This is a genomic window from Acidicapsa acidisoli (assembly GCF_025685625.1).
GTDB classification, from domain to species: Bacteria; Acidobacteriota; Terriglobia; order Terriglobales; family Acidobacteriaceae; genus Acidicapsa; species Acidicapsa acidisoli.
Genome location: NZ_JAGSYI010000002.1, coordinates 554260 through 568111, shown reverse-complemented (window position 1 = coordinate 568111; position 13852 = coordinate 554260). Strand labels below are relative to the sequence as shown.

General features: G+C 60.1%; 12 protein-coding genes. 5 read left to right on the top strand and 7 right to left on the bottom strand.

The window, feature by feature from the left end; genetic code table 11:
• Nucleotides 1-29: 29 nt before the first annotated feature.
• A complete protein-coding gene (locus tag OHL23_RS12410) occupies nt 30-1913 on the bottom strand; it encodes a GAF domain-containing SpoIIE family protein phosphatase (RefSeq protein ID WP_263352199.1) in 1884 nt (627 codons plus the stop codon).
• A gap of 80 nt (nt 1914-1993) precedes the next feature.
• Here OHL23_RS12410 and OHL23_RS12405 point away from each other — a divergent pair, with 80 nt between their 5' ends.
• Nucleotides 1994-2452 carry a VOC family protein gene (locus OHL23_RS12405; RefSeq protein ID WP_263352198.1) on the top strand — a complete coding sequence of 153 codons (459 nt, stop codon included), beginning with the start codon at nt 1994-1996 and terminating at the stop codon, nt 2450-2452.
• Here OHL23_RS12405 and deoC read toward each other — a convergent pair.
• On the bottom strand, nt 2449-3264 hold the full coding sequence (deoC, locus tag OHL23_RS12400; protein ID WP_263352197.1) for a deoxyribose-phosphate aldolase: 816 nt from the start codon (nt 3262-3264) through the stop codon (nt 2449-2451). The genes OHL23_RS12405 and deoC overlap by 4 nt on opposite strands.
• 97 nt (nt 3265-3361) lie before the next feature.
• A complete protein-coding gene (hpt, locus tag OHL23_RS12395) occupies nt 3362-3904 on the bottom strand; it encodes a hypoxanthine phosphoribosyltransferase (protein ID WP_263352196.1) in 543 nt (180 codons plus the stop codon).
• Between the two features lie 152 nt (nt 3905-4056).
• On the opposite strand from hpt, the gene OHL23_RS12390 reads away from it, so the two are divergent.
• Nucleotides 4057-4902, top strand: a complete 846-nt coding sequence (locus OHL23_RS12390; protein WP_396127349.1) for a prolipoprotein diacylglyceryl transferase — start codon at nt 4057-4059, stop codon at nt 4900-4902.
• Here OHL23_RS12390 and OHL23_RS12385 read toward each other — a convergent pair.
• A complete protein-coding gene (locus tag OHL23_RS12385) occupies nt 4899-5996 on the bottom strand; it encodes a Gfo/Idh/MocA family oxidoreductase (RefSeq protein WP_263352195.1) in 1098 nt (365 codons plus the stop codon). The genes OHL23_RS12390 and OHL23_RS12385 overlap by 4 nt on opposite strands.
• A 273-nt stretch (nt 5997-6269) precedes the next feature.
• Between OHL23_RS12385 and OHL23_RS12380 the strand changes: the two genes are divergently transcribed.
• On the top strand, nt 6270-7088 hold the full coding sequence (locus OHL23_RS12380) for a chitobiase/beta-hexosaminidase C-terminal domain-containing protein (protein WP_263352194.1): 819 nt from the start codon (nt 6270-6272) through the stop codon (nt 7086-7088).
• Nucleotides 7089-7134: 46 nt separating this feature from the next.
• Here the strand turns inward: OHL23_RS12380 and OHL23_RS12375 are convergent, their stop codons facing one another.
• Together OHL23_RS12375 and OHL23_RS12370 are read right to left on the bottom strand one after the other, a co-directional pair.
• Complete coding sequence (locus OHL23_RS12375) at nt 7135-8427, bottom strand: MFS transporter (RefSeq protein ID WP_263352193.1); 1293 nt, start codon at nt 8425-8427, stop codon at nt 7135-7137.
• 118 nt (nt 8428-8545) lie between these two features.
• On the bottom strand, nt 8546-10126 hold the full coding sequence (locus OHL23_RS12370) for a hypothetical protein (protein WP_263352192.1): 1581 nt from the start codon (nt 10124-10126) through the stop codon (nt 8546-8548).
• 183 nt (nt 10127-10309) lie between these two features.
• Here OHL23_RS12370 and OHL23_RS12365 point away from each other — a divergent pair, with 183 nt between their 5' ends.
• Nucleotides 10310-11308 carry an MBL fold metallo-hydrolase gene (locus tag OHL23_RS12365; protein ID WP_263352191.1) on the top strand — a complete coding sequence of 333 codons (999 nt, stop codon included), beginning with the start codon at nt 10310-10312 and terminating at the stop codon, nt 11306-11308.
• Between the two features lie 106 nt (nt 11309-11414).
• On the top strand, nt 11415-13259 hold the full coding sequence (locus tag OHL23_RS12360) for an AMP-dependent synthetase/ligase (protein WP_263352190.1): 1845 nt from the start codon (nt 11415-11417) through the stop codon (nt 13257-13259).
• Here OHL23_RS12360 and OHL23_RS12355 read toward each other — a convergent pair.
• On the bottom strand, nt 13192-13842 hold the full coding sequence (locus OHL23_RS12355; RefSeq protein WP_263352189.1) for a hypothetical protein: 651 nt from the start codon (nt 13840-13842) through the stop codon (nt 13192-13194). The two genes, OHL23_RS12360 and OHL23_RS12355, sit on opposite strands and share 68 nt — an antisense overlap.
• Nucleotides 13843-13852: the final 10 nt, after the last annotated feature.

Genomic DNA, 13852 nt, shown 5'->3' with positions numbered 1-13852 from the left:
GGTCCGGTGTGACTCTTAAGGTCTAACTTTCAAGACCTGACTCGCAGGACCAAGATTGTTTCGTCATCGAAGCGGGGTTGGCCGGATTGGAAGCGGGCTACGTCGGCGAAGATGGCTTCGGCGATCTGGGCGGCGGGCATGGTGCGGTGGCCGCAGAGGATTCCGGTGAGGCGGTCGGTGCCGTACATTTCGCCCTGGGCGTTTTCGGCGTCGGTGATTCCGTCCGACACGAAGACGAAGGCGTCGCCGGGTTGGGTGGATACAGAGAATTCTTCGTATTCGGCTTCGGGGAACATGCCGAGGGGGAACCCTTCGGCGCGCATGGTGGTGATTTGGCCGCCGCGGCAGAAGATGGGCGGGACGGCTCCGGCGTTGGCGACCTGGAGAGTGCGATTGTCGTCGTTCCAGACGCAATAGAGCATGGTGACGTATTGCGACTCGAGTTTGCGCTCTTGCAGGGCCTCGTTCAAGAGCTTGAGCATCTCGGAGGGCGCCGGACGCTGCATGGCCGCGGAGCGCATGATACCGCTGACGAGTGCGGCGAAGAGGGCGGCTGGGGCGGCTTTTCCGCTGACGTCGCCGAGGATGATTGCGGTGCGGTTGTTGTCGTATTCGACGAAGTCGTAGAGGTCTCCGCCAATGGAGCGGGCTGGCAGGAATCGGGCGGCGAATTCGCCGTGAGTGTGTTCGGGGACGGTGGACGGCAGGAGTCGTAACTGCACCTGGCGGGCCATGGAGAGGTCGCGTTCGAGTTGCTGCTCGTGGCGGACGACCTGTTGATAAAGGCGGGCGTTTTCGATGGCGATGGCGATTTGCGCGGCGAGGGTGGTCAGGGTGCGCTCGTGGCGCTCGTGGAAGTAGCCGGGCTTGACGTGTTCTAGGTCGAGGACGCCGATGACGCGGTTTTTGTAGAAGAGCGGGATGATCATCTCTGAGCGGGTTTCAGGATTGACCATGTGGTAGCGGGGGTCGAGGCGGACGTCGGGGACGTTGATGAGCCGCCACTCGGCAACTGCTGCGCCGGCGAGTCCGGTGCTGATGGGCATGGAGCGGGTGGGGGTGCTCGCGTGGCCGAAGCGCCAGGCGTAGCGAGTGACGAGGCGGTCTCCGCCGGGGTTGACGAGCATGATGGTGAACATCTGGTAGTCGATGAGGCGGCGGAGGAGCTGGCCGATGCGTTCGAAGAGCTGGTCGAGGTCGAGGATGGAGGTCAGTTCGACTGAGATCTGGTTGAGGACTTCGAGGGCCTGGGTCTGGCGGGTGACGCGGGAGTAGAGGCGCGCGTTCTGGATGGCCTGGCCGATGCGCGAGGCGGTGAGAGTGAGCACGTGGAGGTGCTCGGGACGGAAGTAATTGAGCTCTTCGCTTTCTATATCGAGGACGCCGATGACTTTGTTCTTGTTGATGAGCGGGACGGCGAGTTCGGAGCGGACGGCGTCGTTGGCGGAGACGTAGTTTTCGGCTTTGGAGACGTCGTTGATGAGGATGGCGTTGCGGGTCTGGGCGACCTGGCCGACGACTCCGTGGCCTAGAGGGAAGGTCATGCGCTCAATCTCGGGGGTGTGACCGATCTGGAAGCGCATGCGGAGTTCTTTGCTGCTCTCGTCGAGGAGGAGGATGGCGAAGATGCGGTACTGGATGACGGAACGGATGAGTTCAGAGGTGCGCTTGAGGAGAGTGCGCAAGTCGAGCGTGGTGTTTAGTGCTTCGGACATGCGGAGCAGGACGCTCAGGTCGGTGGTTTCGATGCGGGCGTTGATGGGGTCGAGGTAATTGCCGGCGGCGGGGCGGTAATCTCCCTCCAGCTCGGGGGCGCGCCGGTCAATGGAAGCGGCTTCGGGTGCAACTGCTTCTGGGGCGGCTTCGAGAGCTGGTTTTAATTCGGTCGGAGGAAGTGCGGCTTCGTCAGGCATCCGGCTTGATTGTAGCGGAATGTCGATCTTTGGGGATGGGTGTGGCGCGAATCGGAAGAATCGTCTTAGAATGTCGAGCCATGATGAAGAACCGTTCTGTTCCGACCGATACCGTGTTGCCGCATGTGATGTATGAGTGCATTCCGGACGCGCTGACCTGGCTGGGAAGGGTCTTCGGGTTTGTGGAGCATTACCGCTATGGCGAGCGTGGAGGACCTGTGAACGGCGCACAGGTCTACGCGGGGAACGCTTGCATTCAGGTGTCCCGGGCGCGAGGGTTCCCGACTCCGATGGATCTTGGGCATGGGACGGTGTATCTGACGGTTTTTGTGGACGACGTGGATGCCCATTACGCGCGAACAAGAGCCGAGGGGGCGCGGATTGTCGAGGAACTGAACGAAACGATCTACGGGGAACGGCAGTACGCTGCGGAGGATCTGGAGGGGCACCGCTGGCTGTTTTCGCAGCATGTGCGGGATCTGGCGCCGGAGGATTGGGGAGCCCGGAGCTTCAAGGGCTCCCCGATGAAAGTAGGCTAGTCGGCGCCGAGTTCGCGGACCATGGCTACTGAGGCGGAGGCGCCGATGCGGTTGGCTCCGGCCTCGAGCATGGCTTTGGCGTCGGCGAGGGTGCGGATTCCTCCGGAGGCTTTGACGCCGCAGCGGGCTCCGGCTACTCCGCGGAGCAGGGCTACGTCGGCGGCGGTTGCGCCGCTGGTGGAGAAGCCGGTGCTGGTTTTGAGGAAGTCCGTGCCTGCGTGGATGGCGATTTCGGAGGCGCGGAGTTTTTCTTCGACGGTGAGCAGGCAGGTTTCGAGGATAACTTTTAGCAGTGCGCCGTGGTTGTGGGCGACTTCGGCTACTCCGCGGATGGTTCGCTCGACGGCCGCGTGTTCGCCGCTTTTGAGCTGGCCGATGGAGATGACCATGTCGAGTTCGCGTGCTCCGAGGCGGATGAGCGCGGCTGCTTCCTGGCGCAGGGTGGACGCGAGCGAGGCTCCGAGAGGGAAGCCGATGACGACGCCGACGGGAACGCCGGTTCCGGCGAGCAGGCCTGCAGCGGTGGAGACCCAGACGGGGTTGACCATGGCGCAGGCGAAGCGGTAGCGGATGGCTTCGTCGCAGAGGTTTTCGACCTGCGTCCGCGTGGCCTCGGGCTTGAGCAGGGTGTGGTCGATGACGGCTGCGAGCCGACGCCAGTCGGAGAGTGTGTCGGCCGCGAAGGCTGCGGCGTCAAAGTATCCATTGTCTATATCCAGATCGGCGTCGACATCGGTGTCGAGGGCGATGCTGGGTGATTGCAGCGGTGAAGCTGTAAGCACTACATCGGGGTACTGCGTTCGATTTGGCATTCCGCTTTACTCCTTTGGGAAGGCTTTTCGGTTCCAGTGGGTTGGGGTTGCGATGCCCACACCGGAACAGGAGTATAGCCCTGTTTTGCGGCATCGGCTACTGACTTTCGGTGGGCATGAGGCAAATGTCGGGTAGATTGCGATAGCGCTCCGCGAAGTCCATTCCGTACCCGATGACGAAGAGGTTGGGGATGGAAAATCCGACGTAATCGGCTTCGATCTGCTCGATGCGTCTGGATGGTTTGTCGAGCAGGGCTGCGATGCGTAAAGTTTTCGGATGGTGCTGCAGGAAAACCTTGCGCAGAAAGGTTAGAGTCAGCCCGGTGTCGAGAATGTCCTCCACTACTAGAACGTTCTTGCCTTCGATCGGCTCGTCCAGGTCTTTGATGAGCTTGACCGCGCCTGAGGTGCGATTGCTTTTGCCGTAACTGGAGACAGCTACGAAGTCGAAGGTTGCGTCGGCTGAGACGCAGCGTGCGAGATCGGCCAGAAACGGGGCTGCTCCTTTGAGCACGCCGATCATGACCAGTTTTTCTCCGGCCAGATCGCGGGTGATCTGTTCACCCATCTGACGCACGCGCTCCGCGATCTGCTCGCGGCTGATTAGGACTTCAAGGCCCTGGTAGGTAGAGGTCGCCATGTGTTCCAGTATCGCTTGGGAGGCCGGGAATAGGGAATAGGGATCAGGGATCAGGGAATAGCTGGGAAGGCGGCGTGCACTCGTGTTTCTATTCCCTATTCGCTGATCCCTGTTCCCTGGTTTCTGTCCCTCGTCGCTGTATTCTGGAATCTATGTTGCCTTATATCCACATTGGAATTCATTTCGTTTTGAACCTTGGGGGAAGGCTAATCCCAGTCGGGCCGTGGGAGATTCCTACTTTTGGCTTGATGCTTTGGGTGGCCACAGTCTGCGGTGCGATCGTGATGCATTGGAGCTTTAAGAGAGCGCACGTTGTCGATTCTCAGGGGCAGTTGGCGGATGCGCTGGGGATTGTGGCGCTGACGGTGGTGGCTGGAATTATCGGCGCGAAGCTTTGGCATGTGGTGGATTCACCGCAGGAGTTTCGGATGGACGGCTGGTCGGTGCTTTGGTCGACGGGGGGATTTGCCTGGTTTGGCGGACTCGTCGCCGGGATTATTGCGCTGATTGTGCAAGGCAAGATGAATGGATTGAGCGGCTTGCGGACGCTGGATCTGGCTTCGCCAGCCGCTGCGGTTGGTTATGCGATGGGGCGGATCGGGTGTTTTACCTCCGGCGACGGGGATTATGGGATTCCGAGCAATCTTCCATGGGCGATGGGGTTTCCGAATGGGATTGATCCGACGCCGCCGGGGGTGCGGGTGCATCCGACGCCGATCTATGAGCTGATTGTGGGCCTTGCGATTGGGTGGTGGCTTTGGAAGCGCGGGGGAAAGAAGCTGGGTACGGGCGAGATTGTTGGCGAGTATCTGCTGTTGACCGGCATCGCTCGCTTTCTGGTTGAATTTATCCGGCGCAATCCGAAGATTCTTTGGGGTTTATCGAATGCGCAGCTGGCGAGTCTCGGGTCGGTATTGGCGGGGTTGATCCTGATCTGGATTGCGACGGTGCGGAAGCCAGATCAGGAAGATCCGGCGGAGCTGGTGAAGGCTGCTTAGGGTAGCCAGTTGAGGGAAGGCTCCAAATTCCAGTTGCACGGGATTTCTTTGCGCTGGGTGTTGCTTTCGATGGCCCATTCGAGAAGCTGGGCTACGCGCCAGGCGTCGGCTGCCTGGATGGGCGGCTGGGATTTGCCGAGGATGGCGTCTCGAACGCCTGCGTAGTAGAGGCGATAGTCGCCGGGAACGGGTTTTGCGGGATGAGTGACCATGCTGCCGCCTGTGTCGCCTACCGGCTCGCCCTTCGGCTCCATGGCCAGGGTTCCCCAGGAGGCGGGAGGTTCGAGTCCCCAGTTGGGTTCAACGACGCGCCCGGTTTCCTTTAAGCGCTCTTCCTGAGGGTCGAGGCCCCACTTTACAAAATTTCCCTGAGTGCCTCGGACGGTATAGCGGGGGCGCGGCAGAGCTGCTAAGTAATTGCTGGCGAGGTTTACGGTTTGGCGCGGATAGTGTAGGCGCAAGGTGAAGGAGTCGATAGCGGCTGCGCCGTCGCGTTCGCTGGTGATGTCGGCGCTGATGGCCTCGGGTGGGCCGAATAGGACGAGAGCCTGGTCGACGAGGTGGGTGCCGAGGTTGGTGAGAACGCCGCCCGGGGTACTGCCGTCTTCTTGCCATTTTGTGAGGCGAGGGTGCGGACGCCAGCGGTCGAAGGTTGACTCAAGGTAGACAACACGGCCCAGTTTCTCTTCAAGTAATAGTTTCTGAAGTGTCCGAAAGTCACTGTCCCATCGACGGTTATGAAAGGGAATGAGATGCCGGTCGATTTCCACAGCCCTGGCCATCAGGTCTGCGATCTCTCGTGCGGTTCCGGCGACGGGCTTGTCGACGATGACGTGGCGGCCGGCTTGAAGAGCTTCCTTGGCGTGGGCGACGTGGAAATTGTCGGGGGTGGCGACGACGATGAGTTCGAGGGTGGGGTCGCCGAGCATGTCCTCAAGCGAAGGATAGGTGGTGATGCCGGGATAGGCTGCTTCGGCGTTGCGCGATTTGCGCTCGACGACAGCGGCCAGTTCCAGGCCTTCGACAGCTGTGATTAATGGCGCGTGAAAGACTTTGCCCGCCAATCCATACCCCACCAGACCTGCGCGAATCATTGGAAACCCCTCGGCTCGTCCAAGATTGTAGCAGCCGGATTTAGCGGGAAGGAGCCGGACTATTTCTTGTGTCTTTGCCTCCTTTGAATTCTGTGAATTATTCTTTTGGTCGATCCTCTGATTTGTTCGTGATTCTCCCCCCACGCTGCGAATTGGGCGATACCAGGCGGTCTTCTAGTTTGGAATATTTATTTGTGGTGAGGGGTCGGGTTGCCGAGGCAGGGGAGATTTCCAAGGAAATGGTGTGATCTGAGGCTTGGCGCTGCGTTTGCAGTGCTGATACTGATTGGCGTCGGACCGTGCTGCGTCGGACAGACGACTGTTGTGGCGAGGGGCAAGGCAGGGAGCTATCCTGCGCCGCCACCTGCGTCCACGCGGGCTTTTTCGCTGGCCAGTGGTACTTATACTGGCGCGCAGTTGGTTTCTATCGCTGACGCGACTCTGGGAGCGACGATCTACTACACAACGGACGGAAGTACGCCGACGAAGAGTTCGACGGTTTATACAGGGCCGATCACTGTTGCAACCTCAGAAACGTTGAAGGCGATTGCGATAGCTCCGGGATACAACAACAGTGCGGTAGCGACGGCTAGCTACGTGATCGTTCCGCCTGCTCCGGATTTTTCGGTTGCGGTGTCGTCTGGATCTTTGACGGTTGTGGCGGGACGGAGCACGAAGACGAATCTGTCGATCACTCCTGAGAATGGGTTCAATTCGGCGGTTTCGTTTAGTTGCTCGGGGTTGCCTTCAGGGGCGACATGCGTCTTTTCTCCGGCGACGGTGACGCCGTCGGGCGCGGCGGCTTCGACTACAACGTTGACGGTGTCCGCTGCCGCGCTTACGGCGGAGCTCCGACATGGGAGGGGGTTGTGGATTTCGAGTTCGGGGCTGGCGGTGGCGCTTTGCTGCCTGGGGCGTCGAAGGCGGCGGTTGCCGATGCTGTTGTTGCTTGCCGCGAGCGTGGCTGGTTTGAGCGGGATGGTTGGATGCGGGTCATCGACGACGCTTAAGCCGCTCACTTCTGTAGTTGTGGTGACTGCAACGGCTGGGTCGCTGCAGCATGCGGCTACTTTGTCGCTTACGGTTTATTGAACGGCTGCGATGCGGGGTGATTCCGTCATGCGGATCGACGCTTTGCTCAGGATGAGGTTTTCGGTTCCATGAAGAGTTTGCCTGCGAGCGAAAGTAGGACGAGCATGGCGGCGCAGATGGCGAAGACGTTGCGGACGCTGGTGAAGCGGGATAGTGCTCCGGAGAGGAGCAGGCCGAGGATTTGCGCGGAGAAGACGCAGGACATGAAGGTGCTGCCGACGCGGCCCATCAGTTCGGGGGGAGTTTCCTGCTGCATCAAGGTCTGAGCAGGAATGATGATGCAGGCTACGGCGCAGCCAATGAGGAAGTCTCCGAGCAGGGTGCTCCCGATGTAGGTGATGAGGCACAGGATGAGAATGCCGAAGGCTATGCCGAGCAGGCCTACGTAAACGAGCGTGGTGTTGCGGATCTTTGTGCCCCAGGTGTTGAGTCCGTTGACGCCGACTAACATGCCCACGCCGATCATGGCGGATGCCCATCCGTAGACGGTGGTGGAGGCGTGGACGGAGTCGCGGACGTAGACGGCGATGAGCGGGCCGAAGCAGCCGAGAACGAACATTCCGGCGGACATGGCCAGGATGACGAAGAGCAGCGCGGAGTGATGAAGGATGAAGGACATGCCCTGCTGCATGTCATGCCAGATTTTGGCGATGGCTCCTTTGTCTTCCGCTGCGGTGTGGTGGTGGATGGATGGGGAGCGTTTGATGATCGTGGACGCAATGAAGGTGGCCGAGGCGAAGAAGCTGACGGCGTCGAGCCAGTAGCAGACCTGCGGCCCGAAGGCGGAGACGAGCATTCCGGCGGCAGCGGGGCCGATGATGCGCATCATGAACATGACCTGCTGCATGAGCGCGTTGGAGGAGCGCAGGCCGTGGAATGGAACCGCTTCGCGGATGACTACGCCCTGCGCGGGGCCGAAGAAGCTGGAGACAACGCTAATGGCGGCGAGGATGGCGTAGAAGTGCCAGATCTGCGTGGAAACGAGCAGGAGCAGGCAGAGGAAGCCGCGAATGACATCGCTGGAGACGAGAGTGCGCTTGAGCGGCCAGCGGTCGACGAAGACTCCGGCGAGGATGCCGAGGATAGCAATGGGGACGAGGTAGGAGATCTGCACGCCGGTGACTTGCTGGGCGGTGGCGTGGAGTTTGAAGGTGAGGACTCCGATGACGGCGAAGAGGGCGAGAAAGTCGCCGAAGTTGGAGACGATCTGGGCGTACCAGAGGCGGCGCATGGTGGGGATGCGCAGGACTTCGCGCATGGACAATGCGGTAGGCGCCGGTGTCTGAGCTTTGGTGCGAGCTTCGCCGGTGGCTTCGGGTTGTGCGGCGGAGGTGCTCATGGGGTCGGGAACCGATTCTGATCCTGATTCTGATCTGGATTGATGGTACAGCGGAAACTGCTTTTGTCAGAACGAAGATCAGGGGTGTTGCGGTTCCCGCACGCCGGATTTTGTTGTTTTAGCGGTGGGCGATGGTGGAATCGCTGGGCGCGAGGACTCGACGGAGTTGCCAGAGGACAGATGCGAGAGCAGCCAGCGATGCATACCAGATGGCGAAGGCGATGTTAACCACCCAGGCCGGGGTTGCTCCGACGCGTTTCAACAAAAAGGGTAGGAAGTTCCAGGTGGTGATGTGGACGTAGTCCCATTGGTCCTGGGTCATGGCTGGGGTGTTGAGGCCCCAGGCGTCCATTTTGCCGAGGGCGAAGGCTGCGATGTTTTCGAGGCGCAGGCCGATGGTGAAGATGGGATGGCCGAAGTTGTCGATCTGGTAAAGCTCGAGCGGGATCCAGAATGCAAGCGATGCAGCCTGGACGACGGCGCTGATGGCGAGGAGAGCGATCCCGGTGGGCAAGAGGAATGCCGGGAGTTGGCGGCGATGGCGGAGTAGTAGCGGAAGCGCGAGGAGGGTGGCTAGCTCGACGGTGGTGGAGACGTAGCGATCACCCCAGGCATCGTCGCCGCTCCAGACGGTGTAGCGTGCATAGAAGCAGATGTAGGTGAGGAGCAGCGTGAAGATAGTGATGGTGTAGGCCTTGATGGCCGGGCTGAATCTTCTCCAGGATGTGGCGATGAGCAGGATGGTCAGGATCAGAAGAGGGTCGAAGAGGAAGATGGATTTTTCGGGAGCGAAGAGCGCGCCGTAGAAGCCGATGTGGAATGGGGTTTCGAAGGGGTAGGTTTTGGGCCAATCGGGATGGCGGGCCAGAGTTTCTTTGGCGACGACGCTGACGTAGGTGTTGGTGAACGAGCCGAAGCGGTAGAACTGGTAGAGGCGGTCTAACAGGCCGAAGACGGCGTAGACAGGAAGGGTGGTCGCGAGGTAGGTGCGGCATTGCAGCCAGAAGGCGCGGCTGCTGGTTCGTTCGAAGAGAAGTACGAGCAGGATGAACAGGCTGCCCGCGAGGAGATCGAGGCCGGTAGTGAGGCGGGTGAGCAGGTTGAGTCCGAATGCGGCTGAGCCGATCAGGAGCGCGCGCCGGGAGCCGGTTTGCAGCCACTCGTATTGGAAAGAGAAGCCGGCGATGGTGAGGAGAAAGATGTAGTTGTTCTCCATCATGTTTTGCGTGTAGTGGAGGTGGGTGGTGAGCAGAAGCAGGGCGAGCGTGCCGGCGACGGATTGATTGATGGTGAAGTGGAATTGGCGCAGGAATCGGAAGCAGATGAGCGCGGCGAGGACGGAGAGCAGAATGTTGGTGCTGAAGCTGACGAGGATGCTGCGGACGGCGGGGTCGTTGCCGAAGTAGTTGGCGAAGATGGGCAGGTGCTCGATCTCGGTGCCGACGATGTCGGCGGGGAGCATGAGCAGGGATTGGCCGATGCCGTACCAGCTTTGCAGGGTGTCTCCGCGGCCGTGAACGCCGAATTCGGGGAATTCGTTGGGAAAGACGGGTGGCTCGGAGGTCCAGAAGGCGTGGGCGGACTGGAGGCGGTGGGTGGTGTCGGCGGTGCCCAGTTCTCCGGATTGGATAGCGAAGGCGATGAGGCCCGCGGCGAAGGCGAGCAGGAAGAGCGGGTTGCTAAAACAGCGGCGAATCAAAGAAATCCTCATTTGTATGAAAGAAAAAGGAAGCGATCTTCCAAGAATCTGGCCAAGCTCCATTTTACTTTTGGAATTCCGCTATTCGGCTTGAATTGGAATGGGTGCAATCGAAGTGGGTTCGGGCCGTGCGCGGGATGAGACGATCTCAGAGAGAAGCTGCGATGGGAGTGATGGCGACGAATGACGATGATCAGGCGTGCGGAGAGGGTTGATGGGAAGTTTCTGAACCCGGTGCCGACGGGTGTCGGCGATCCTGGAATGCTTTTCAAAGTGCTCGGCCGTTACCTGACAAACAGGGCTGAGACGACTCCGAAGAAAGCTTTAGGGCCTTTTCGGACAGATGCACGCATCTATGAGACGGCGCCTGCGAGCGGGCTGCGCGTGACGTGGATGGGGCACTCGACGATGCTGATCGAGATCGACGGAGCACGGGTGCTGGTGGATCCGGTTTGGGATGAGCGCGCCGCGCCGATGGCTTGGGCGGGGCCGAAGCGATTTTTTGCTCCTCCGCTGCGGTTGAAAGAGTTGCCGCGCATTGATGCGGTTCTGCTTTCACACGATCACTATGACCATCTTGGCGCACGTACCATTCCAAACCTGGCGCGGTTGGAGGCTGTGCGCGGGGCGCGCTGGGTGACGGCGCTTGGGGTGGGCTCGATTCTCGCTGGGCTTGGTGTTGCAGCGGAGCGTATTACGGAGCTGGATTGGACAGACGGCGTCTCTGTGGGCGGTCTGGAAATTATCGCGGTTCCGGCGCGGCATTTTTCCGGGCGCAGTCTGTTCAACCGCTTTCAGACTTTGTGGACTTCATTTGTGCTGGCGGGGCCAAACCATCGAGTCTATTACGGCGCGGATTCCGGGGAATGGGATGGGTTCGCGGAGATTGGGCGGGAGTATGGGCCGTTCGATCTGACCATGCTGGAGATTGGAGCGTTTGATCCGCTGTGGGCTGATATTCACATGGGGCCCGAGGGCGCAGTAAGGATGTTCCGGGCAATGGGCGGCACGGGATTGTTGATGCCTATTCATTGGGGACTCTTCAATCTTGCGCTTCATGCGTGGAGACAGCCGATCGAGTGCATTTTTGCTGCGGAGGGCGTGAAGCTGTGGGCGCCTGAGCCGGGTCTTCCGGCGGAAGTTGTGCCTGAAAGGGAGTTGCGGTCGGAGTGGTGGAAATGATCGACGGCCTTTCGGAAAGGATGACATGGCGTGCGCGTTCCCATGGCATCGCTGCTACACTTGCACGTTGGCCATTGCTTTTCCAGGCGATTTGCTGCGGAGCTATATGAGCGGGACGGAATTGAAGACGGAAGCGATAGAGACGACGGGCCTGAATCGGGATATCCGAACGGTGAATGAGCTGTTTTTGCGCGTGGCTGCTTCGAAGCGCACGGACGCGATGCTGTATCAGGACGAGGCTGGCGCGTGGAAGGGGATTTCCTCTGCTGAGGTCTACCAGCGTGTGCGGACTCTGGCGAAGGCTTTTCGGGAGTGGGGCATCGTGCGCGGCGACCGGATTGCGATTTTGAGCGAGAACCGCTGGGAGTGGCAGATTACGGATTTTGCCGTGCTGGGAATTGGCGCGGTGGATGTGCCGATTTATCCGACGCTGACTACGGAGCAGATTGGGGAGTTGCTGCGCGACTCGGGCGCGAAGGTCGCCGTGGTTTCGACGAGGGCGATGTATGACAAGGTGCATCCGATCCGCGGCGAGACGTCGCTGGAGCATGTGGTGATGATGGATTCCATCGCTGTTCCTCCGGACGCGGTCATGTTTTCGATGCTGACGCAATCGCTGGACGAGCGGGGTTTGGACCGCGACGCGGAATTTGACGCGCTTGTGGAGTCGGTGCAGCCGAATGAACTGGCGACGCTCATCTACACCTCGGGGACGACCGGAGAGCCGAAGGGTGTGATGCTGACGCATGGCAATCTGGCCTCAAATACCAGTTATGCCACGCGAGACTTTGGGCTGGGACGGGAGGATTCGTCGATCTCCTATCTGCCGCTGTCGCATATCACGGCGCGGGCGCTGGATTATGCGATGTTTTATTCGGACGCCCAGGTGGCGTACTGCACGCAGTTCGATAAGCTGATTCTTGCGTTGAAGCAGGTGAGGCCGACCCTCTTTGTGGGCGTGCCGCGGGTGTATGAAAAGATCCGGCAAGGGGTGGAGCAGAAATCGAACGTGTCGCCGATGAAGGCCCGGATTCTGGCTTGGGCGGTTGGTCTGGGAGCAGGCTACAAGGACATGATTCACGACGGGAAACGGCCTGGCTCGCCGTTTTGGAGGCTGGCGGAAAAGCTGGTGTATTTGAAGATTCGCGAGGCTTTTGGCGGGCGAATCACGAAGTTCATTTCAGGTGGCGCGCCGCTGGGGGTCGATACGGGCAACTGGTTTGCTTCGGTGGGGATTTCAGTGTTGGAGGGGTATGGATTGACTGAGACCTCTCCTGTGATTGCCATCAATACGCCTGGAGTGCATCGGATGGGAACGGTGGGTAAGCCGCTGCCGAATGTGGAGTGCCGGCTGGCAGCGGATGATGAGTTGCTGGTGCGTGGGCCGGGGATCTTTCAGGGGTATTGGCAGAAGCTGGTGGCTACGCACGAAATTTTCGATGCGGACGGCTGGTTTTATACCGGAGACATCGCGAAGATCGACGGCGACGGCTTCCTATACATTACGGATCGCAAGAAGGAGCTGCTGAAGACTTCGGGCGGAAAGCTGATTGCTCCGCAGCCGATCGAAGGCAGGCTCAAGACCAATCTGCTGGTTGCGCAGGCGGCGTTGGTGGGAGATAAGCACAAGTTTGTTTCGGTGCTGATTTCGCCCAATTTTGCGGCGCTGGAGGATTGGGCGCGGCAGCAGGGAATCGGGGCTCTGACGCGGCGCGATCTGGTGGCTGATCCGAGGGTGACGGCGCAATACGGGGAGATCGTGGCGAAGGTGAATTCAACGCTGGCGAACTTCGAAACGATGAAGCGTTTCCGGGTGGTTGCCGATGAGTGGGCGCTGGATTCAGGTGAATTAACGCCCAGCATGAAACTGAAGCGGCGGGTGATTACGGAGCGATACGCGGAGTTGATCGCGGGCCTTTACGCCGATGAGGCCACTTCACGCGGCGAATAGGCTTGACCATTCTGCGGCGGAGTGTTCCGCCTCGGGTCCATAGTCGCTGAAGAGATTGAAAAAATGGCGCGCCCCAGGCGCCGACCATGAGCAGCGATCCGAAAAGCACGACGGCGTCAACGCTGAGACGTCCGCCGGTCTTGACCCAATAGACATCGGGGTCGAGGTTGAGCCAGAGGGCGAACTCATCCAATGTGAGCGCTGCGCCGACGCCGTAGGCGATGGACATGATGCGGCTGAGCAGGATGGACATCGGCGAGTGCGCGCGTCCAAGATCAAGCAGCCATCCGTAGCCGACGAGGAGCAGGATCAAAATTCCCCAGACGAGGTGATGGATATGCCGGCCGCCCATCACGACCCAGTGGAATGGACCCTTGCCGCTATCGACCAGGTAGACGAGCAGACGAACTCCGAGGAAGGTTACGAAGAACGCGACCGAGGATAGAAAGACGCGACGGCGGGGACGGTCGGGGATGGATGTTCGAACCAGATAGCCGAGACGCGTGAGCTGCAGGACCACCAGGAGGGCGGCGGCTACGAGCACGATGAATAGCAGCAGGACCAGCGTTCCGGTTTGAGGCATGTGGCTCTAT